The organism is Cellulomonas alba (assembly GCF_030362835.1).
Lineage (GTDB): Bacteria > Actinomycetota > Actinomycetes > Actinomycetales > Cellulomonadaceae > Cellulomonas > Cellulomonas alba.
In genome coordinates, this window is the sequence record NZ_JAUCGQ010000001.1 from 375,429 (window position 1) to 397,960 (window position 22,532).

Annotated in this window: 13 protein-coding genes; 6 read left to right on the plus strand and 7 right to left on the minus strand. The window is 68.9% G+C overall.

Annotated elements, in window-relative coordinates:
• Positions 1–10: 10 nt before the first annotated feature.
• Together QRT04_RS01765 and QRT04_RS01770 are read left to right on the plus strand one after the other, a co-directional pair.
• Positions 11–385, plus strand: a complete 375-nt coding sequence (locus QRT04_RS01765; protein WP_289453164.1) for a hypothetical protein — start codon at positions 11–13, stop codon at positions 383–385.
• A complete protein-coding gene (locus QRT04_RS01770; RefSeq protein ID WP_289453165.1) occupies positions 382–1,701 on the plus strand; it encodes a site-specific integrase in 1,320 nt (439 codons plus the stop codon). Before QRT04_RS01765 ends, QRT04_RS01770 begins: the two co-directional genes overlap by 4 nt.
• 194 nt (positions 1,702–1,895) lie before the next feature.
• Here QRT04_RS01770 and QRT04_RS01775 read toward each other — a convergent pair whose 3' ends face one another.
• From QRT04_RS01775 to QRT04_RS01805, 7 genes are all read right to left on the minus strand, one after another.
• A complete protein-coding gene (locus QRT04_RS01775; RefSeq protein WP_289453166.1) occupies positions 1,896–2,171 on the minus strand; it encodes a hypothetical protein in 276 nt (91 codons plus the stop codon).
• Positions 2,172–2,284: 113 nt separating this feature from the next.
• On the minus strand, positions 2,285–4,282 hold the full coding sequence (locus QRT04_RS01780; protein WP_289453167.1) for an ATP-binding domain-containing protein: 1,998 nt from the start codon (positions 4,280–4,282) through the stop codon (positions 2,285–2,287).
• Positions 4,272–7,616, minus strand: a complete 3,345-nt coding sequence (locus QRT04_RS01785) for a helicase-related protein (protein WP_289453168.1) — start codon at positions 7,614–7,616, stop codon at positions 4,272–4,274. Before QRT04_RS01785 ends, QRT04_RS01780 begins: the two co-directional genes overlap by 11 nt.
• Positions 7,617–7,732: 116 nt before the next feature.
• Positions 7,733–10,933 carry a type I restriction endonuclease subunit R gene (locus QRT04_RS01790; RefSeq protein ID WP_289453169.1) on the minus strand — a complete coding sequence of 1,067 codons (3,201 nt, stop codon included), beginning with the start codon at positions 10,931–10,933 and terminating at the stop codon, positions 7,733–7,735.
• A complete protein-coding gene (locus QRT04_RS01795) occupies positions 10,933–12,006 on the minus strand; it encodes a restriction endonuclease subunit S (RefSeq protein WP_289453170.1) in 1,074 nt (357 codons plus the stop codon). Before QRT04_RS01795 ends, QRT04_RS01790 begins: the two co-directional genes overlap by 1 nt.
• Positions 11,999–13,615, minus strand: a complete 1,617-nt coding sequence (locus QRT04_RS01800) for a class I SAM-dependent DNA methyltransferase (protein ID WP_289453171.1) — start codon at positions 13,613–13,615, stop codon at positions 11,999–12,001. Before QRT04_RS01800 ends, QRT04_RS01795 begins: the two co-directional genes overlap by 8 nt.
• Before the next feature lies 1 nt (position 13,616).
• The gene (locus QRT04_RS01805) at positions 13,617–15,458 is read right to left on the minus strand and encodes a hypothetical protein (RefSeq protein WP_289453172.1); all 1,842 of its coding nucleotides are present in this window, start codon (positions 15,456–15,458) and stop codon (positions 13,617–13,619) included.
• Between the two features lie 171 nt (positions 15,459–15,629).
• On the opposite strand from QRT04_RS01805, the gene QRT04_RS01810 reads away from it, so the two are divergent.
• The 4 genes from QRT04_RS01810 to QRT04_RS01825 all read left to right on the plus strand — a co-directional run bounded on the left by QRT04_RS01810 (position 15,630) and on the right by QRT04_RS01825 (position 21,834).
• Positions 15,630–17,063: a Fis family transcriptional regulator gene (locus QRT04_RS01810; RefSeq protein ID WP_289453173.1), complete on the plus strand. Its 1,434-nt coding sequence runs from the start codon at positions 15,630–15,632 to the stop codon at positions 17,061–17,063.
• 121 nt (positions 17,064–17,184) lie between these two features.
• On the plus strand, positions 17,185–19,089 hold the full coding sequence (locus QRT04_RS01815; RefSeq protein WP_289453174.1) for a hypothetical protein: 1,905 nt from the start codon (positions 17,185–17,187) through the stop codon (positions 19,087–19,089).
• A 265-nt stretch (positions 19,090–19,354) separates the two neighbouring features.
• A complete protein-coding gene (locus tag QRT04_RS01820; protein WP_289453175.1) occupies positions 19,355–20,521 on the plus strand; it encodes a tyrosine-type recombinase/integrase in 1,167 nt (388 codons plus the stop codon).
• Positions 20,518–21,834, plus strand: coding sequence for a tyrosine-type recombinase/integrase (locus tag QRT04_RS01825; RefSeq protein ID WP_289453176.1), 1,317 nt, complete (start codon positions 20,518–20,520; stop codon positions 21,832–21,834). The genes QRT04_RS01820 and QRT04_RS01825 overlap by 4 nt, the downstream gene beginning before the upstream one ends.
• Positions 21,835–22,532: the final 698 nt, after the last annotated feature.

Sequence of the window (22,532 nt, forward strand, 5' to 3'; positions counted from 1 at the left end):
GTTCCGCGCCATGCACAGCAGACGCACACCGCTTCCCGAGATCTCCCTGGGCGATCCGATCTGGACCGTCGAGCACATCGCCCTGGCCCTGCGCCAGCAGACCCGCGCCACCCGGACCCTCATCGGCCGGCCCGACTTCCCGCCGGCGTTCCGACTCTGCGACGCGCCCAACGCGCGCAAGTACTGGCTGCGCGAGACCGTCCTGGCCTACCTGCCGACGCTCCTGCCCGTCGCCCCGGTGTCGATCGCCACCGGCCCCAAGCCGACGACGACGCCCGGTCCCACCGAGCTGGCAGCGCCGGTCCAGACCGCCGTCGACCCGCACGCGGCCGCCCTGGCGAAGATCGCCGCGCTGCCCCACGCGACCTCGCGGCGGGCGTCGTGAGCCGCGCGCACGGCCACCTGGTCGGCACCGGCCGGGTCACCCTGTACGTGCCCACCGGCAGCCGGCCGTACTACCGGCTCAGCTTCGTCGACGCTACCGGCGAGCGCCGGCACCGCAGCCTGGGCCGGGACCCCGAGTTCGCGCTCCACCAGGCCGAGGCGCTCGACGCGGAGCTCGCGAACCCGGACACGGGCTCGACGGTCGTGACGCTCGGCGAGCTCGTGCGGGAGTACGTCTCCACTCCGCGTGACCGCAAGCGGGACAAGGGCGGGCACTTGACGGGAGAGGACTGGACCGAGAGCAACCACGCCAAGATCGCGGATGATCTCGCTCGCGCCGTCAAGGGCATCGAGGGGCTGCCCGCCACCGACCTGGACCTCGCGACCATCAACCGTATGCGCAGCGCGTGCGGCACTCCTGGCATGGTGCGGCAGATGACCAGCGAGGTGCGCAACTTCCTCTGTTGGGCCGCGGAGTGCGAGGCCATCAGTTGGGAGCAGGCTGCTCTCCTTCCACAGCGGGCCAGGACGGTCGCGCCGCGGTTGCCCCAGGAGCAGCGCCGTCCCCGGCGTCGCGAGCAGGTGCTGGTGCAGGGCCAGGCCGCGTCCTACGTCAGCGAGGAGGACGCCCCGCACCGTTCCGCGTGCGTGGCCCTGGCCGAGACGATGCAGCTGCGGGTGCCGTGGGGTGAGCTGGCCGTCCACACAGCGATCGGCGCGGGCCTGCGCCAGGGCGAGCAGTTCCAGCTCACGGCCGACGACATCGTCCGCCGTGGGAACGGCTGGGTGATCCGGGTGTTCTGGCAGTGGTCCACCAACGCGGCGACCGGTCGGCGCCGCCTGCCTAAGAACCGCAAGCGCCGCTGGGTTCCAGTGCTGCGTCTGACGCGCGACGAGTACCCGCTGCTCGAGAAGCTGCTCGAGCGAGCGGAGGAGGCCCAAGCCGAGCAGCGTGCGGGTACCAACCCCGACGCGTTGCTGTTCCCGGCACCGCAGGGCGGCATGTGGTGGACGAGCAACCTCAACGAGCTCATCACCGAGTCGCAGAAGGCGGCCGGCTGGAAGTACACGGTCACGCCGGAGACCCGCACGATGCGTAACGGCGAGCGCCGTGCGGTGCTGGTCACGCAGATGGAGCAGCCCTGGCACACCCTGCGTCACCGGTTCGCCCGCGACATGGTCGACTGGATGGAGCTCAAGAAGGGTCAGCTCATGCAGATCGGCGGCTGGGACAACGAGGAGACGGTCAACTCGCGGTACTACCGCACCGGCGAAGAGCACCTCGACTCCGCTCTCGACCGCTTCTACAACGACTGAGCGGCATCAAACTGGTGGCCCGCGAGCCCCGCTGGCGCGAGGGCAGATCAGGGTACTGCGCCTCCACCTCAAGCGCGTCCCGGACGACGGGCGAGCCGAACACCCCTTGAGCGAACTGCTACGGCGCCGGCTCGCCGCCGCCCTACGGTCCGTGGTCGTGCCCAGGGGATGACGAGTCGCGTGGCGGCGGTCGGTCAGCGCTCGTAGGGCCCGTCGGCGACGCCACCGACGATGTGCGTTCGCTCGTATCTACGGGGTGCGACCCATCGGTCGACGAACCCGCGGTTGACGTACGTCTTGACGACCCGCTCGCCTTGTGGACGAACCGCGATGTACGTGCTCTTCGCGGGGATCCAGAACTCGGACGGCACCCTCGGCGTCAGGTCGCGGGCAAGCGGTCGGCTCTCGACGGGCACGCCGAGCGCGGCCATCGCGTCGTCGAGTGTGTCGTAGTACGTGCGGTCGGGCACGTGTCCTCCGAACCGTCGGTCGTGAGGCATGGGCAACGTTCAATGTCGCGCTTCCGGCTCGTGTGCATCGTCGGCGTGGCTGACCGCCTCCGACAACGAACCCCCCGACGCTGTTATCTTCGCCGCACCCTCAGCTCGTCGGGTAGCGCGTCGTTGTGGACGACCACGAGCTCACGGTTCGCTCGAGTCAGCGCTGTGTAGAGCTGACCCTGCCGGCCGAGATTGGGCGGGAACGCCCCTGGCTCGACGACGACGACACCGTCGAACTCCAGGCCACGTGCTGCGTCGGGATTGGTGATGGTCAGCAGCCGGCCGCCCTTGCGCCACTTGTTGCGATCGCCGCGGTCGGCCACCCACCCCAGCCGCAACGTCTCGGCCCGGACCTTCTCGGGCTCGACGTCGATGATCGCGACAGTGCCCTGCGGGTGCCTGTCCAGGAGCGCGATCGCCTGTCGCATCGCCTCCGGCGACAGCGACTTGGTCGGGACAACGACCGGATCGGGGCCCTCTCTTTGTAGCGACTCAAGCTCCCTCTCGGTGCGGGGCAGGAGCCGATTCGCGAATTGGATGATAGGTCGGGTCGAGCGGTATCCCCGCTGCAACGTCGTGACCGGGACCTTGGAGTCCATACGGATCCCCAAGTAGTCGGCGACCCGTTGCCAGCTGGCCACCGTGTGGTCCGAGCGCCGTTGGTTCAGGTCGCCGAAGATGGTCCAGGTTCCGGAGTTCAGCCTGCGCAGCACCTCCCACTCGAGGGGGTGGACGTCCTGCGCCTCGTCCACGATGACATGGCCGATGCCCCACAGCTGCTGGGGCAACTTGATCTGGGTGACGATCGAGGCCAGCAGCGGCTGCAGGGAGCGGTCGACGCGGGCCTCGCCGAACCTTGGCAGCGAACGAAGGTAGTGACGCCACTCCGCGTCGTTCGTCAGGGGCTCGGCCGACGAACCGTTGACCCGCAGAATCTCGTAGACCTGCTCCAGCGCCGATCGCATGTTCGGATGCCTGCGCCCAGTTCGCTTCGCCTTGGCGAGCGCCCGGCCTGCGAGGGCCGCAAGCTCGGTGTCGACGTCCTGCCACGTATAACTGGTCGGCCCCCGCAGATCTCGTTCATTCACCTGAGTCAGCAACCCGAGAACCTCGGGGACGGCGACGACACGGATGTCGGAGCTTCCGGGCGCCAGACTGGAGATCAAGCCCTCCACGTGGCGCGAGTACTCCCGCGACGGGCCGACGAGGAGCACGCTGCCTGTTGGCCGCAGGCTGGTATCGACCGCGGGACTGACGAGATACGCGGCCCGGTGCGCCGCAATGATGGTCTTGCCGGTTCCGGGCTGTCCCTCGACGACGAGGTCGGCTCGTCCCGGCGCCGTGACGATCTCGTACTGGTCGGGCTGCAGCGTCGACAGCACCGACGTGAGTCGTTCGGCCCGGGGTGCGGCGAGGCGACTCTGTAGGACCGACTCGGCCCTGAGCGGCGTCTTCGCACGCGACGTGGAAGCGCGAGGCGCCCCGGTTTGGTTCGCACGGGCGACAGCCGTCGACCCGGCCGACGTCGGCGCCGGCGTCTGTGGGGTCGTCCGGGGTTGCTGCTGCGCCGGCGGCTGCTTCGTGGGCAACCGGGGAATTGTCGGCCGGATCGGGGCCGTCGGGATGTTCAGCGCCCGCCGCGCGAACGGACGGCTCGGCGGGTCGTCGACGAGAGCCTCGTCGTGGAACTCCGTGAGCGTCCCGCCTGAGTGGACGAAGGTTCGGATCACGGCGACGTCATCGCACAGAGTGTGGTGAGTCGAGCCGCGGAAGAACGCACAGGCCACGGGCGCGGCCCAGCTGAAGATCTCGACACCGTCGAGGTTGTAATGGCAGTCGCCGATGTAGAAGTCCGAAGCCCCGTCGAGGTGCTCGTGCTCGGGTCCACGTAGGGCGACGCGTCCGACGAGCTCGCCGAACGCCGCCCGGCGCGCGATCGGCTGCCCCGTTCCCGTCCAGTACGTGCTGCGTGCCCCCTGCGTGGGCTGCGGCCGATCCGCGCGGCGGTGCATCGCCTCCGCATACTGCTTCTCTGCGGCGCGCTCGTCGCTGAGCTCGGCCGCACGATTGTCAGGTGCCATGCACAACCTCCAGCACGCATGCGGCCAGCGGCTGCAGGCGGATCTCGGGGTGAAGCTCGGATTCCAGGTTGGCGACCAGCACCCGGTACCGGTCGGTCGCACGTCGTCGCTGGCTCTCGAAGAGCCGGATCGCTGAGGCCTTGCGGCCTCGCTCTCGCGCCGTCCTGATGCGTTGGTCGATGGTCCTCGTCCGACGCTCGTACTGCTCAGCGAGCACCACTCGGCGCGCCTCGACGAGAGCCTGCGCCTCCCGGTCGCGGCGATGCTGCTCTCGCTCGTGACGCAGCTCGAGCAGATCGCGGGCCCGAGCCGTCGGCCTGACAAGGCGCGAGGCGTCGTAGGTGCCGGAACCCTGGGCCAACCTGCCCATCGCGAGTCCCGCCAAGAGCAAGTCGGCCACCTCGGTCGGTGCCTGACGGCCGTCGAGATCGACAGCGCAGCCCCAGATCTCGTCGCCCCCGCGCCGTGCGGATAGCGCCTGGCTCAGCACCACGACGTACGTGCCTTCAGGGGCCACGCCGTCGCCGGTGAGCCGGATGTCCGCGAACCTGGCCTGCCGGTGGCCGGGCACGTCGACGGCGGCCATGACGAGCGGGCTGGTGGCGGTGAGCAGGTCCCCTCCGCCGGTACGCGCGCGCTCCTGGTCGAGCACGAACGGCAGCGGCATCTCGGCTCGTAGCCCGGCCGAGAGGCGCTCGACCTCAGCCCGGGAACGGCGTCCGCTTCGCGCGAGCTGGTCGACTCGCTCGGCCATCGCAGGGGTACCGCGCAGCGAGAGTGCGGACCCGTCAGGGGTGAACTCCACTCCCTCGGCGCCATCCGTCCGCGCCCAGTCGTGCAACAGCAAGCCAAGCTCGCGCTGCCCGATGTACTTACCGGTGCGGATGAGGTCGTCCTCGAGGCCGGAGACGTCGACGTCGTTGCTGACCATGAGCGCGGACGATGCATCGGCCACTTCGCGCAGACCCGCTCGCTGGTTCTCGATCGCGGTGAGGACCTGCTGGACCTTGCGCTCTCGTTCCGCCGCGGTGAGCGTGAAGTCGAATGCGGCGCGCAGGGCCGGCATCTGCGCCTCGATGATCGGCTCGAGCGCGCCGATCGAGGACTCGAAGATCTTGATCCTGTCGAGCACCCGGCGCAGTATGCGTTCGTCGATCGTGGCCTCGTTGTAGAAGTTGACGACGAGGATCTTCTCCTCCGGCTGCCCGATGCGGTCGATGCGGCCGATGCGCTGCTCGATCTCCATCGGGTTCCACGGCAGGTCGTAGTTGATGACCGCGGAGCAGAACTCGAAGTCGAGGCCTTCACTTGCGACGCGGTTGGCGAGCACGACGTCGTACTCGCCGCGGCGGAAGTCCGCCATGATCCGCCGCCGCAGGTCACGTCGGACGCCGCCGTGGAGCACGGCGACTCGCATCGAGGTGCCGAGCCGTCCGGCGAGGTAGGCGAGAGTCGGCTTGGAGAACGTGAACAGGAGCACCCGTCTGCCCTCGGCGACGAGGTTCTTGAGGACCGGCGCCAGGGCGTCGAACTTGGTGTCGACGCCCTCCGGAAGAGCTCGCGCGGCGGCGACGAGCGCAGGGTGTGGCTCGACCTGCACCGCGTGCTTGTCCGACTCGAGGTCGGCGTCGGTGATCGCTCCAAATCCCGCCGGATCCAGGACAGACCGCCGAGCCATTGGGAGGCAGGCGCTCGCGAGCCGCAGGGGCATCTGCATCGCGAAGTAGACGGGCATGCCGACGGCGTCGGCGCGGTCACGGCACCAGCGCACGTACTCCTCGTAGAACGCCAGCTCAGCGGGGGTCCAGGTGACGTCGGCCGAGTGCGGGACGCGCAGCGCCTTGCGTTCGTCCACCTCGGCCTTCTTGGTGCGGGTGATCACGGTCGACAGGGAGTTGAGGTCCGCCAGGTACTGGCGCGCCTCGACGATGTCGGCCGGTGTCAGCGGCTCGCGGCCCAGCACTTCCAGAAGCAGCGGGTAGTCGGGTCGCTGCTGCAGGACGAGCCCGTATGGAGACCGCCCGAGGCGCGATATGGCCGCGAGCCGGTCGGGTGCTGTCGCGGAGCGGTCGCTGAGCATCCGCCCGACCTCGTGCAGGACGGCGTTCGGCTCCAGTCGCAGCTGCAGGTCGGCGAGGTCGTCGTAGTCCTCCGGCGCGAGGAGCTCCAGCAGGTTGAGCAGGTCTTCCTGTCGCAGATTGATGGGCGTGGCGGTGAGGAAGACCAGGGAGTCGGCCCACTCCGCGAGACGGGTTCCGAGCTCGTAGCTCTTGGTGTTCGAGTTCCGCATGGAGTGGGCCTCGTCAACGATCACGAGGTCGAACTCCGGCGGCGCCGCGGTCAGTTCTTCGAGCCCGTCCCAGGTCCGCAGCCGCTCAAGGCTGCAGATGTAGGCCTGCCGAGGTGGCAGGCGACCTTCTCGGAAGCGTTCCCGGAACGTCGCGAGGGCCGTGGTGTCGAGCTCGGTGAGCTCGAAGCCGAATCGTTCCTCCATCTCCTCCTTCCACTTGCCCAGGAGCGACGAGGGGCACACGACGAGGACGCGGTCCGCCTCCCGCCGCGCTTCGAGTTCGGTCCAGATCAGGCCGGCTTCGATGGTCTTGCCGAGGCCGACCTCGTCGGCGATGAGTAAGCGGGCTTTGCCGGTCTGGAGCAGCTTGAGCACCGGCTTGAACTGGTATGGGCGGAATGTCGTCCTCGTGGCCCGGAACGAGTAGACGGTGTCGGAGAACCTGCCACGCAACTTGCTGCGGGTGAGCGTCGCGCCGAACCGGTCGACGGTGGCCGGCTCCCCCTTCACCCATTCGACGGGGTCGTCGAGCTGCGGCGCCGGCGCGAGCTTCGACTCCAGAACCTGCTCGGATCGACCGTCGTGGAACACGGTGTAGCGCCATCCGCCACCGACAAATCTGCGGCTTCGGACGATGACATCATCGCCGCCGGGAACGATCAGCGCGGGCTCATGCACCGCGAAACGTGGTGTGGGGACGTCATCAGCGTCGGACCAAAAGTGCTCCGCCCACCCGAATGCCTGAGTGAGTGGATGCTCCTCGCTGAGCTCGTCAATCGCTATCGAGCTCGCCGCGCCCGGTGGTGCGCCACCGCCGACCTGCATCAGGAGCGGCTCGTCGATGCCGTCAAACCAGTAGATGCCCGCCGGCAGCGCCACCTCGGCGTCCCACAGGGACCTACACGCCGAGACGTGATCCACGAGGTCGCTGATCGGCTCGTCGAGCACAAGGGCACGGACGAACGCAGCACGAGGCAGCACCTCGCCGATCTCGTCGACGAGCGGGTGGTAGCCGAATGTCGGCGGACCTGCCTGTTCGCTCATGCCACTCCCCCGAATCGGTTGCCAGGCGCACCGAGCGTCATCCCCCACCCATCGTCAGGTCGAGTCGCAGTCTTGACCTGAGGCAGTCGCTGCACTTGCGACATGGCGGAAGCCACCTACACCAGTGCGGGCGAACCGGTCGAAGTCGCGCTCGCGGCCATCCGCGGAGCCATGCTCTCCATCTGCTCCATGACCAGTGCGATCGCGCCCGGCTGCTTGTCCGGCGGGTACTTGTACTTCACCAGCAACCTCTTGATCGACGAGCGCAGCTTGGCCCGCACGTCGTCGCGAACCGTCCAGTCCGTCTTGACGTCGCGACGCATCACCTCGACCAGCTCGCGGGCGATCTGAGCCAGCACTTCCTCGCCCTGGATGTCGACCGCGGACTCGTTGGCGGCGACCGCGTCGTAGAAGGCCAGCTCGTCCGAGTTCAACGGCGGCGTGAACTCCTCGCCCCGGCGCGCTTCCGCGGCAACTTCCTTGGCCAGCTCGATCAGCTCGGCGATGACCTCTGCCGACGTGAGCTGCTGGTTGGTGTAGCGGTTCATCAGCTCCTTGAGCTTCTCGGAGAACGCCCGGTGGCGGACCAGGCTGTTCTGCGTGACCCGCGCGGACTCCTCCGTGAGCAGGTCGCGCAGCGCCTCAATCGCGAGGTGCGCGTTCTCGGCATGCTGCGCGCGATGGACGTACTCCGGTCCGAGGTCGGACAGCGACGGCTTGGGCAGACCGGCGGCGTCGTAGATGTCGACGATCTCGCCGGTCGCGGTGGCCGTCGCCACGAGACCTGCGAGCAGCCGGCTGATCTCCTCGGGGACAGGCTCCCCGGAGGCCTGCCGCTCCTGGGCGTCGAACTTGGCCATCCAGACGCGGACTTCTTCGTAGAACTTCGCGGTCCGTCGCAGGTCGTCGAGTGTCTGGGAGCCCGCCGCCAGGGCCCAGGCGCGGGCGAGCTGGTTGGCGAGCCTGCGGAAGCGGGCACCAAGGGTCTCGACGCCGTCCGCTTCCTGGTTGCCGGGAGACGACGGGGAGCGCAGGTAGTTGGTCACGCCGACCGCCGCCTTGATCCAGCTCCGCGCGTCGTTCCCGAGCTGCTTCTGCCACGGGTAGCCGGCGCAGATCGAGTCGAGCGCGGCGACGAGCGTGCGGGCCAGAGCTGCCGCTTCGTCGATGTTGCGTCCGACGGGCTTGGCCTGCTGGTCCTTCTCGGTGTACTCGGCCAGGGCCTTGTTCAGGTTGTCGGCCAAGGGCGCGTATGCGACGAGCAGGCCGTCGGGCTTCCCGCGGAAAGTGCGGTTGACGCGAGCGAGCGTCTGCATGAGCAGCGCTCCCTGCAGCGGCCGGTCCAGGTAGAGCGTGTGCAGCGGCGGCGCGTCGAAGCCCGTCAGCATCATGTCCTTGACGATGACGACCTGCAGCGGGTCCTCGGCGTCCTTGAGGCGCTTCTGGATGACCTTGTTCTGGGCGTCGCGCCGCACGTGCTTGGCGACGAGGCCCGTGTCGGTCGCGGACCCGGAGTACACGACCTTGACGGCGCCCTTGTCGACGGCATCGTCGTGCCACCCCGGACGCCGGGCCACGATCTCCTCGTAGAGCTGGGCACAGATCTCGCGGGTCGCACCCACGATGAACGCCTTGCCGGGCGACTCGAGGAACGGGCGCATGGCTTCCGAACGCTTGTCCCAGTGGTCGAGCAGGTCATCGGCCAGCGCAGAGACCCGCGCGGGCGCCCCGTAGACGGCGTTGATGACGGCGACCGACTTCTCGATGCGCTCGCGCTCGACTTCGTCGAGCCCCGTCGATGCCTCGTCAGCGGCAGTGTCGAGATCCTCGTCCGAGACGTCCTTGGCGAGCTTGACGGAGATCAGGCGCGGCTCGAAGTACACCTGCACCGTTGCGCCGTCCTCGACCGCGCGCGTGAGGTCGTAGGTGTCGATGACCTCTCCGAACACCTCCTGGGTGTTGCGGTCCGCGAACGAGATCGGCGTGCCAGTGAACGCGATGAACGCAGCGTTCGGCAACGCGTCGCGGATGTGGCGGGCGTACCCGTCGAGGTCGTCGTAGTGGCTGCGATGCGCCTCGTCGACGACGACGATGATGTTGCGCCGGTCGGTGAGCAGCGGGTGGTCCGCGCCCGCCTTGCGCTCCTCGTCGGTCAGTCCGAACTTCTGCAGCGTCGTGAAGTAGATGCCGCCGGTCGCTCGGGTGGTCAGTGCGTCGCGGAGCTGTCCGCGCGAGATGACGTTGACCGGGCTCTCGGCGAGCAGCCGTGACCGGTTGAACGCCTCGAAGAGCTGGCTGTCGAGCTCGGTGCGGTCGGTGACGACGACGAGCGTCGGGTTCTTGAGCTTGGGCTGCAGCGCGACGAGGTGCGCGTACAGCTCCATCTCCATCGACTTGCCCGACCCCTGCGTATGCCAGACGACGCCGGCCTTGCCGTTGCTCTCGACCGCGGTGACCGTCGAGCCAACGGCCTTGGTGACCGCGAAGTACTGATGCGGCTTCGCGATCCGCTTCGCGTGCCCGTCCGCGCCCTCGTCGAACGCGACGAAGTTGCGCTGCAGCTGCAGGAACCGCTCGGGGTTGCAGACGCCGTCGATCAGCAGCTCGATCTCGAGGCCCAGGCTGTCGTCCCGCACGTCGACGCCAGGGGTGACGCGACGACCGTCGTCGTCGACATTCCACGGCGAGTAGTGGTTGAGCGGCGTGAACGGCGTGCCGTACCGGGCGGTGATGCCGTCGCTGATGATCGTGAGAACCGCGAACCGGAACGCCATCGGAAACTCGCGCAGGTACGTGTCGAGCTGTGCGTGCGCCGCCGACACGTCGGCGCGCTCGGCGCCGGCCTTCTTGAGCTCGACGACGACCACCGGCAGGCCGTTGAGATACAGCACGACGTCGAACCGGCGCTCGTGCTCCGCCGACCGGATCGTCACCTGGTTGACGGCGAGCCACTCGTTGTCCTCGACGCGGTGGCCGACGAACCTGATGGTCGGGTTCTGTTCGACGCCCTCGGGGTCGATGTACACGATGCCGCGGTATCCGTGGACGAGGACCTCGTGCAGCCGGAAGTTCTCGGCGATCGAGTCCTGCGACGCCGGCGCCAGGACCTCGGCCAGCGCCTGACCGAGGTACCCCTCGGGCACGAGCGGGTTCAGGCGCCGCAGCGCGGCGAGCGCGCGCTCGCGGAGCACGAGGTCGTCCCACGAAGAACGACCGAACTCGGCGCCAGGGGCGGTCTGCACGCCGGGCAACCACTCCCACCCGTGCTGCTCCAGCCGCTCGAGCGCGATGTCCTCCCATTCCGCCTCGCTGACCATCAGAGCACCTCCTCGACCTTCTTCTCGGCATCGCGGACGCGCACCTTGCCCGACAGAAGCAACGGCAGGAGGCCGGTTCGGGTCGACGCCAGGCGCGATGACTCCTCTACGAGCGCGCGCTCGTAGCCAACGAACGCCTGGACGCGTCTCTCGAGTTCGCCACGACTCGACGGCAGCAAGACTTCCAACGTCCGAAGGTTTCCCATGCTCAACTTGGGCTGGACCGCTCCCGTGACAAGGTGAGCTACATTCGACTGACGCAGCGCGACCCAGAGCAGTTCAGTTGAAATTCCGCGGCCTCGCAGGACGTGCGCGTGGTTGTTCACCCATGCCGGTCCCCAGATGTACTGGGTAACCGGCGATCCTCCATCCCGAACGACCGTGCCATCCTCGCCGACCAATAGCAGAGGCTCATCAAAGAGAGCTTCGTCCACAAAGCCGAGACGGCTCGCCGCTCCGTAGTAAGGCACGGCACCAATACGTGCTTCGCGCTCGCGCGAAGACAACGGCACCCGTCGGCGGTTGAGGAACTCTGCTAACTCTCCGAGCGCGACACGGTCGCCGCCCAACGCGAGTGCCTGCATGAAGCAGGCGTCGGCCAGCGCCGACTGAGTGCCGAGGATCGCATCGTTGGCGGCGATCTTGTCGTCGAGCGCCCCGAGCACGTCAGCGATCGCCCGTTGCTCATCCAGACCCGGAAGAAGGACCGGCAACGCGTAGAAGTCCTCGCGACTGGTCGACGGTATCGCCGAGCCAGAACCGATCGCGGCGATGTCGTCGGGCCTAATTGCGTAACTCGCCCATCGCATATCCATCGGAACGCGCGGCGTGACGTAGTAGGCCGTGTCGATCACCCAGAACGGCCCCGGTGAGTAATGCACCCCGCGGTACGCACCCTTTCGGCCGATAATGACGCCCGGCCCGTCAGATTGAGACGTGGACGTCCATCCAATGGGCCCGTTCGTCCCATAAACGCGAGTCGGTCCGGCCGCCAAGCGCTCCGATGCGCCGAGGGCTCGGCCGTACTGGAGCTCGACAACCGCGCCCCACGTCGACTTCGTCCAGTCAGACACCGAGTCTCTCCAACTGTGCGCGCACGAGAGCCTCGGCTTCTGCTGCTCGGTCAAGTGCCTCGAGAACGTCTTGAGTCAGTCGAAACACCCGTTGATCAATGGGGTCGTCTGCCTCGGCTTCTGTGGCTGATCCAGTGAATCGTCCCGGTGTGAGCGTGTAGCCGGCCGCTTCGATCTCGGCCAGCGGCACAGACCGACAGAAACCCGCGACGTCCTCGTACGTTCCGACCGCAGAAGACGAGCCACGCCACGAGTGGTACGTGTCACCGATCTTCTTGACGTCGTCCACGGATAATTCGCGCTCGGCGCGGTCCACCATGTGTCCGAGTGCTCGAGCGTCGATGAACAGGACCTGTCCGGTGCGGTCGATTGCGCCCTGGGCGCCCCGGGTCTTGTCCTTGGCGAAGAACCACAGGCACACGGGGATGCCGGTGCTGCGGAACAGCTGGGTCGGCAGGGCGACCATGCACGAGACGAGGTCGGCCTCGACGATCTGGCGGCGGATGTCGCCCTCGCCGTTGGAGTTTGACGACATCGACCCATTGGCCATGACGACGCCGGCGCGCCCGCCGGGGGCGAGCTTCGAGAGGATGTGCTGGATCCAGGCGTAGTTCGCGTTGGTGGCGGGCGGGACGCCGTACCGCCAGCGCGGGTCCTCAACGTTGCGGGCCCAGTCCTTGATGTTGAAGGGCGGGTTCGCCATGACGAAGTCCATCGGAACGTCTGCGTGCTGGTCGCGGGCGAACGTGTCGCCCCACCGCGCGCCCAGACCCTTGTTGTCAATCCCGTGGATGGCGAGGTTCATCTTCGCCAGACGCCAGGTCTCCTCGTTGAGCTCCTGGCCGTAGACAACGACGTTCTTCGGGTCACCATCGTGCTCGTACACGAACTTCTCGGTCTGCACGAACATGCCACCGGACCCACAGCACGGGTCGTACACGCGCCCCTCGTGCGGCTCAAGCATCTCGACGATCACCTTCACCACCGACGGCGGCGTGAAGAACTCCCCGCCACGCTTGCCCTCGGCGCGGGCGAAAGCCCCGAGGAAGTACTCGTACACCTCACCCATCAGGTCGCGAGCCTTGTGCTCGCCCTGCCGGCTGAACCTGGTGCTGTTGAACAGGTCGACGAGCTCGCCGAGTCGCCGCTGGTCGATGTTGTCGCGGTTGTAGATGCGCGGCAGCGTTCCGACCAGGCTCGGGTTCGCGCCCATGACGAAGTCCATCGCGTCGTTGACGAGCGACCCGATCGTCCGCGGCGGCTCGTTGCCGATCGCGGGCGTGCCCTTGGAGTTCTCCGACAGGTACGACCAGCGTGCCTGCTGCGGGACGACGAACACCCCGTAGCCCTGGTACTCCTCGTGGTCGTCGATCAGTTCGGTGATCTGCGACTCGTCGTATCCGTCGGCGAGCAGGTCGACCCGGATCGTCTCGCGCCGCTCCTCGTAGGCGTCAGAGACGTACTTGAGGAAGACGAGCCCAAGGATGACGTCCTTGTACTGCGACGCGGACAGGGAGCCGCGCAGCTTGTCTGCGGCCTTCCAGAGAGTGTCCTTGAGCTCCTTCATCGTCGAGGGAGCGTCAGGTGCGGACTTGGCGCGCGGTGGCATGTCAGCCGGCCTTCCGATTGGTGGTGGGGAGAAGAGCGAGGTCGCCGACAGCGACGCCCTGGACGAGGTGACGGATCAGGTCATGCATTGCGTCCTCACGGCGACGCAACTCGCCCAGGTGTGCGACCGCGGTCGTGAGCGCGGCCTCGACGTCGTCGACGTGGCGGGCGGACAGCCGCGGGACGGCCCAGGCGCGCCAGTCTCCGGCGGGCTCCGGAAGAAGGTTGATCCACTCGGCGAGTGCCAGAGGCCCGATCCCAGCCCGTTCGGTCAAGCGCAGGATGAAGCTCGGGGAGCGAACGAGGGCACCACCGACCTCGTCGACGACGGCTGAGGGTCGCGGCGACGTCGCGACGACGACGTCACCCGGCTCGGTCGGGAGTGCATGCCCGTAGTGCATGGCGGCGACGAGGGGGTCGATCTGCCACGTGGGTTCGGTCGCGACCGCGGAGAGAATCCGCGTGGTACCAGTGGTCTCGGTGTGGGCGGGGTCGATGCGTGAGCCTCGCAGCTTCCGGGCCGACCGTTCGTCCACCATCTGACCGAGCGATCGCGGCGCCGTGGCCAGCGCGGCGGCGGCGGGCGCGACGAGGATGTCGAACCCGTCGACGGGGAGGCTCGTCACGAGCGTGGCCGCGGTGACGGCGTCTCTGTGGCCCGGATCGACACCGGGTAGGCGCGCGGGGGCGATGCCGGCCGGGACGAGCGGGTCGCCGTCGACGGCGCGGTCGTACGGCAGTGCACGGCCGTAGCGATACTGGCGTCGGTCGGATTGCTCAAGCGCGCCGAGCACGTCGTCGACGACGTCGTCCACGACGACGTCCCGCCCGGTGAGGTCCGCCAGCAGAACACGGCGCGCAGGGGCACCGGCGTGCAGTACCCACAGTGCGAGAGTTAGGCGATGGGCCTCGGTCCACATCCCCCGCGGCAGGCGAATGGCGGCGACGAGATTTCCAACCTGGAGCGTGCGGCGGCGTCGAGCGTCCGCACCGCGCAGCCTGTCGCACAACACAGAAGCGGGCCCCAGGACCACCGCCACGCTTCCAGCGGGCAGTTCGTCTGCGATGTCATCGATCCGATCCAGCACGGCGTCATCGGCGCCGAGAAGGACCGCCGCTCTGACGACGGACGGTGCGTCCGGCGTCGTCGGGACGTTGCGGATCATCAGTCGGCGACGCGCCGCGCGATCGCTCGGCAGAACCACGGTCGTCCCGTCCGGGATGCATGCGAGCACCTCGGGCGCGGCGTCGAAGGCAACCGCAGCCCCCGGGATGTGCTGGACGCAGGCGCCAATCACCGCGACGAGGAGTTCGACGCCCTCGCGCGAGAGGCCGCGTCCCCCGCGCTCGCGAAAGAGTCGGCTCGATGTCAACCGGTCCAGCGCGTCGCCCGGGCCGTACGATGCCCCGAGAAGTTCGTCGACGTACGCCAGCACCTGAGGCGACGGGTCCAGCTCCGACACCTCGGCTGCAAGTACCTCGTCGTGCGGGTCGACGTCGATCGCGAGCCGCGCCAACTCATCCCTTGAGAGCTCGGCGATGTCGCGTGCCGTCTGGCTCCGCAAAGCGAGCAGTGTGATCGTGTCGTCGAGAGTTGCGTCGTCCGGCGGCGTCAGGGCGGGGGCGTCGAGTTCGACCTGGTCGTTCCGGCCGCGGCCCGTGACCTGCAGCCACGCGAGGACCTCGTCACGATCGAACCGCTCGACTCCGCGGACGGTGTCGACGGGAGCCGGGAACGGGACAGGACTTCCAAAGACGCTCGTCCGCCGTCGCCAGTTCGTGACCGCCTGGCGTGTCACGCCGGTCGCGATCGCGATGTCCTGCAACGTGATGCTGGCTCCCATGTCCCCTCCCTTCGCTCGACAAGGAGGGTAGGGCCGGACCTGTTTGCGGCCAAGGCCGCGCCCTGTTTAGCCGGGTAAACATGCTGTGGCGTTGATCCAGCGCCCTTGCGCTTCCCAGTCTGACCGTGCCCGTCGGGGCTCGCCGACGGCTCGACCGAGAGGAGCGAGTTCATGAGCGAAACGCATGCTGGAGCCCGGATCGACGAGACCGGACGGGCGCTGCTGATCGAGACGCTGCAGATCGCCGATGACGCGGTTCTGCGCGAGGCGCGGCGGTGGACCACCGGCGTCCGCGGCGAGCCGATCGAGGATGACCAGAGCGTGGCCGGCGCCGACGTCACCGCCTTCGCGACCGAGGCACTGACGCTCGGAGCTCGGGCGCTGACAGCGACCGCGCAGACGGTCGAAGCACGGGCACTCGAGCGCCTCGTCACTGACGTCGGCGCTCGGACGAACGCCGCAACAACGGCAGCCGCCGAGCTGACGACCCGCGCCACGAGGGACGCCACAGACGCCATCGCGAAGGTCACCGACCACGCTCGCAAGGCGATCGTGGAAGCCGATCGCACGACTCGGGACGAGCTCACGACCGCGGTGACGGCCTGCAAGGCGCAGCTCGTCGAGGAGACGCGGCGGCTGTTCGGCGGAGACAGCCCCGAGCTGCTCGAGCGCCTCCAGCCGGTGCTGAACGAGTTCGGGACCCAGCTCGAGAAGCACGTCAGCGACGGCGCTCGCCAGCTCCTCGAGCAGGCGGCCAAGCAGCTCGACCCCGCCGACCCGACGTCGCCGATCGCCCGGCACGCCGCAGGAATCACCGAGCAGCACCAGCAGCTCGCGCGCCGCCTCGAGGAGCAGAACACGGAGCTGGGGCGGAAGGTGGACGAGCTCGTGTCGCAGGTCAAGGTGCAGGACGCCCGCACTCGACTCGCGCAGGTGACGCCCATCAAGGGCGAGACGTTTGAGGGCAGTCTCCACGCCATCCTCCAGGGCGTCGCCGCCGGTCTCGGCGACGAGTACACCGACACCACCGCCACCACCGGCGCGATCCCCCGATGCAAGAAGGGGGACGGTGTGCTGGCGGTGGGCGGTCAGACCGCGAAGGTCGTGCTCGAGATGACGGACTCACCGCGTACCGCCTGGGGCGACTACCTCGACGAGGCGGAGCGGAACCGCGTCGCACACGCGTCGCTGGGAATCGTGAGAACCCCGGAGCAGAACGCCGGACTGTCCGTTCGGGTGCTCGGTCCGCGCCGGGTCGTCCTCGCGTTCGACCCTGAGGTCGACAACCCCGAGCTTCTGCGCACGGTTGTCCAGCTGCTGCGCACGGTGGCGATCGCGGAATCGCTGAGGTCGGGTGGAGTCGGTGCGGAGATCGCGACGGCTCAGGAGCGCATCACGGCAGCACTCGAGCAGCTCGAGAAGATCAGCGACATCAAGAAGGCAGCCGCCTCGATCGGTAGGCAGGTCACCACGATCGAGACGGGGTGCACGACCGTGACCCAGTCGATCCACCGGCTGCTTGACGAGGCGCTCGGGGCGCTCGCCGGCACGGGGAGCGACACGACGACGCCGGGCGAGCCGACGGACGCCGCGCACGCGGCATGACGTCGAAGACGGGCGGGACGAGTCGGTCCCGTCCACCATGCGGGTGGAATCTGGCCGGATCAGGGCCGGCGCACTGGGCCGACGCCAGGATGGGACGACGCCCCAAGGGATGGAGGCAACGATGGTCAGGCGCAAGCGCAGCCGAGAGCTCCCGTCGGCCGACGTGACCACGCCGCCGCTTGTGCCCGTGGTCGTCCCTCGGGGCGTATCGCGCGTCGCGAGGGACGACGACGCGCATGCGCTGGCGACACGACTGCTGACGCCCGGTCGCAGCTGGCCGGTCGCCGTGGTGACGATCGCGTCGGGGCAGACGGAGCCGTTCGTCGACGTCGACGAGTTGGCCGACGCGCTCCAGGGACTGGTCGAGGTCGTCGTCATGCCGACCTCTGATGTGTCTTGGGTGTTCTCCGCCGCGATGCCCAACCAGACGCAGGTCTACGGCGGGGCTTCGCGGGTCTACCCGATCGACCACGGATGGGTCGTCCGACCGAGTGTCGCTCCGCTGCGGTTCGCCTACTCGATGCGTGAGAGACAGTCCGCGACCGATCTACTCATCGGCGACGGCATGGCGTCCGCCGTGGCTGCCGGGCTCTACGCGCCGCGCTCGTCGAGCACCCAGCGCAGGGCCGCGGGCGAGGTCCTGGGTGTCCTCGGGCCTCGTGCGCTCATCCGCCTCGACGACGGCTCACCGGCGAGCTTGTGGGAGGAGCTGACCGGGTACGACGTCCCACTTGACCGGCTCGTCCGCGCCGGGCAGCCACTGAGCGGCACCGTCGACCCCGAGACGCGCAGGTTGGTACTTGACGCGCCGGAGCCGGCACGGTGGCCGGACCGGTACGAGGTCGGTGCCGTGGTCCTGGCCGAGGTTGTCGCGGCGGAACCGGCCCTCCTGACGCTGCGCCCGGTCTACGGCATCGACTGCGATCTCGACCGGGCTGCCGTGACGGGCAACGACAACGACCGGCTCGACGCCCTGTTCGCTCCGGGTGATGTGGTGGTCGCGCGGGTAGTCGGAGTCGAGCGACCAGCACTCTCCCTGCTCGACGTCGACGACGACGACCAGCCAGTTGACCCGCCAGCGATCCTCGCCGCCGGGCCACCGTGGCTGCTCATTCCTGCCGTACCGCAGATCGTTCCGCTCGAGGCCGCGGAAGACGCACCACCACCTGACGATGCGGATCAGCCGGCCTCCCCAACCACCCAACCCGTCGAGAGCACCCCGGTCCCCACGACGGCTGAGATCGCACCGAGTCCCGTACCTCGCTCCCCCACGCCCCTGGATCTTCGTGCGGGCAAGGCCTTCGCCCCACCGACGCCCTCCCCGGTCGCAGCGACGCCAAGAGTCGACGAGCCGGTCGGACCCGCGGTCAGGGATCTCTCGTTGTCTCTGCAGACCGCCCAGGCACGGATCAAGCATCTCGAGCGGGAACTCGCCACCGCGTCTGGTGCCGAGCACGAGGCTCGCCAGATGCGGGAGCACTCTCGGGCCCTCGAACGCCGGCTTGAGGTCTCCGAGGCGGAGCGCAAGGCATTCCGCGTGAAGTACCGGGACGCCGACCGCGCCCGACAGCGCCTGGAACACGACTCCGCGCAAGATCCGGTCGAAGTCGACACGCGAGCGTGGTTCGAGACGACCGAGGACGCACTTAGGTTCTCGGTGACTGCCGTCTGGGCGGCACGGGTCCCAGCGGGCGAGAAGTCCCGCTGGCCGTTGCGGGACTGGAGCATCGGTCCCGCGTTCGACGAGTCCCTCGAAGCACTCGGGCCGGTGTCGTGGCGCAAGCTCGCTGAGGTCGTGTGCGACGTCGTCATCGGCGATCCGCAGCGCTTGCGTGCGCTCGACCACCACGAGCTTCGCCTCGCGGAGAGCGGCGGAGCGCCTCCTGTCACGCGGGAGGATGGATCGACCTGCTTCCGTGTCGCCCTGCAGCGCAACAGTCCGTCGGCGCGGCGACTGCACTACTGGCGTCGAGGCGACTACGTCGAACTGTCACGAGTTGTCTTGCACGACGACCTGGCGCCGTAGTTCGGCAGCCGCCCCAGCCTCACCGCGCGATCACCCGGCCAGAGAGGCGCTTTCGATCGTGTTCGACCGCGCCCGCGCGATCGATTGTTCAGCTCGCTGACCTGCGACGACGTCGCCAAGCAAGATGGTTGCGACGTCGCGGCAACCCTGAACGGTCCCCTCCAGTCGCTCAAGTCGAGCGGCCGAAGGGAACGGGAAGAGCTATTCCCGTGCCCTTCAGGACTGGCCGGCTCCGCCCGGCCGGAAGGGCCATACCCTGATGCACATGCCGAACGCGGGAACCCCCGCGGCCGTCACCACACCGACCACGGGCACGCCGCCCGGCGGGCACCAGCCCGCCGAGGACGCCCGCCCTGGCGCCTTCACGCAGTTCCTGCACGACGGCACGCAGCGCGCCAAGAAGCAGCGCAAGCAGCGCAAGAAGAGCCGCAAGCACGACGGCGGCCGACCGCAGGACTGGGCCGACCCCGACCCGGGCGCCGCGATGGCGCTCCCGGAGCGTCGCCACCCCGTGCACCGGATGGTGGCCCGCAGCCAGCAGAGGTACCGCCGGGGCATCGCCATGGCGCTGCGCGTCGTCCTCGAGCTGCTGCTGGGAGTGCCCACCGGTTCCCTGCCGCTCTCGGCGGCGTTCGACCACCCGTGGCACCTGATGACGGTCGACGACGCGGCCGAGCTGCGCCGACGCATTTACCGCACCTACCCGCGGCAGACCACCCGCAACGACAAGGTCTCGCTGGTGCGGCGCGTGGTGTCGCAATGCCACAGCGCCGGCCTGATCAGCCCGCTGCGCCGCGACCGCCTGCTCGAGGAGTTGTACACGATCGCACCGGGCCCCACGGGCGCCGGCCGAGCCCTCACCGACCAGGAGATCGCAGACCTGATGGGTGCGTGCTCGAGCATCGGGTCACGGCGCGCCCGCGCCAGGAACACGGCCATCGTCGCGGTTCTGCGCTCGACGGGGGCACGCATCTCGGAGGTGCTCAAGCTTGAGCTGGCCGACTGGGACCGTCAGCAGGGCACGTTGCTGCTGCGCAAGACCAAGAACGGGCGCGACCACCTCGTGTACCTCCACCCCGTCGCGACCGGCTACCTCGCGGCGTGGGCCCGTGTCCGCGGCGAGCGACCCGGCCCGCTGTTCAGCAACCTCAACGAGCCGAGTGCCACTGCTCCGCTGCACCCGGTGTCGATCCGGTACATGCTGCGGACCCGCGCGGCGGCGGCCGGCGTCGCGCCGTTCGGGACGCACGACTTCCGGCGCACCTTCGCCTCCGACATGCTGATGCGCTACGACGCGGCCCTGGTCAGCAAACTGCTCAACCACACCAAGCTGGACTCGACCCTCGTCTACGACCGGCGCGGCGACGACGTGCAGCGCGCCGCGGTCGGCTCCGTCCGGCTGCCGGGCCGCGCGGGCGGAGCCGCCGCGTGAACGCCACGACACTGCACGCGGTCACCGCGAAGGAGGCCCACCGGCTGGCCAAGACCGTCGCCCGCCGCGCCGACGCCCTGGGCCGCTTCCGGGGCCGCTACCGGCACAACAAGGAGAGCTCCCGGGCCATGACCGGAGCCCTGCGCCGGCTTGCGATGCGCTTCAGCGACGGCCAGCACGACGAGACATCGTTCCCCTGGGAGCTCCTCGTCGACCGGGACCTGGCCCAGCTCATGTGGTCGACGGTCGCCGCCGGAGTCTCGGCGGCCACCGCAACGCGGGACGCCTCCGCCCTGCGCGTGATGCTGCAGTGCTGCTACCGCGCCGGCCTGCTGACCTACGAGCAGTACCGCGACGCCATCACGTTCGAGGCGAAGGGGGGCCTGCCACGGCGCCCCGCGGGCACCTACCTCACGACGGCCGAGCTCGGTGCCGTCCTCGAGGCGTGCATGACCGGGCCGGGGAACGACGCCACCGGCGTCCGGGACGCGGCGCTGATCGCCTTCCTCGCTGGTAGCGGGCCGCGGCGGAACGAGGTCGTCAACGTTGACCTTGCCGACCTCGACCTCCCCGAGCTCAAGGCCTGGCTCGGCACGACAAAGGGCGGCGCGCCCCGCGATGCGTGGCTGCACCCCGCCGCCGCTGATTACCTCGACCGCTGGCTCGAGATCCGCGGCGGCCAGCCTGGCCCGCTGTTCGTGCCGCTGTCCCGCACTGGCCGGCCCCTGGTGGGGCATGGGCCGCTGTCGAGCCACCAGGTGTGGAAGATCGTGCGCACCCGAGGAGAGCAGGCGGGCATCACCGGACTGGCCCCGCACGACATGCGCAGATTCCTGATCAGCCACCTGCTGCCCACGACCGACATCACGCTGGTGGCACGCATCGTAGGGCACGCCCGCGTCTCGACGACGGCCAAGTACGACCGCCGCCCGCAGGAAGCCCAGCGGCTCGCGATCGCGTCGCTCGACCTGCCGGCCCCGGACCCGACGGCAGTGCAGTGCCTGGAGGAACTGAAGCGGCTGTCCCGTGAGCTCGGGCTCGCGCTGGGTGGCAGCGTGGTCGTGAGCCGGCTGCCGCGTGTCAGTAACGGGGCCGCAAGCGCACGCGTCACCGTCTCGGGCGGGCCGGACGACGAGGTGCGGGAGTTTGAGCTCACCGCCCCCGACCTTCAGGGTTTGGCGGACCGCCTGGCCATCACCGTCGACTACGTGCGGGGTCTTGAGCAGAACGACGTCGCCACGTACCGGAGCCTGTTCTTCGCCGGAGTCGACATCGACGAGCTCCGCGAGCTGACCGCGGACCTCCTGCGGTAGCCCCAGGGGGTAAGGCCGCCCGGCGCGCGCCCGACTGCCGCCGCCCGGGTGCGGCGTGCGCCGGGCCACTGGTCCGCGATGCGATGCGGGGCGAGTTGTCGCACACCTGGTGCGACAACTCGCCCCGCATCGCCCCGGAGCACGACCGGGCGCAGCGCTCGCACGGTCCCGAAGCTCGCCCGGATGCTTCCTCCGAGCACCCATGGCTCTCGTCCTTCCGTGGCTGAGAGCCAGCATCGATCCAGGACCGGTTCATATTGACCTTCTGGCAAGATGCCCGCGTGTCAGCCAAGGACCGGCCCCGGAGCAGCGACTTCGCGGCGATGACTCCACGCCAGCGAACGCGGGCTCTGCAGGCTGCCCGAGGAAGCGAGTCGCGATTGATGCGCCTGCGCCGGGCGGGCACGAAACTTACGGCGGAGCAGGCGTAGGAGCTCGCGCAGGCGCGTTCCGCGGCGCGCATCCTCGAGAAGCTCCCGCGAGCACACCCCGCCACCGGTCTGACACCCGAGGAGACGGCTGCAAGGCTCAAGGCGCTGAAAGCTGAACTCAAGCCGCTGTCTGGCAACCGGGGGTTGCTGTCCGAGGAGGAACGTGTCCTGCGCCGCGACTTGGAGAACGAGGTCGCCCGGTTGACGAAGACAATCGCGAAGAAGCCGCCGAGAGTCCAGGTCCGTTCCGTCGTCTCCGGAGGTCTA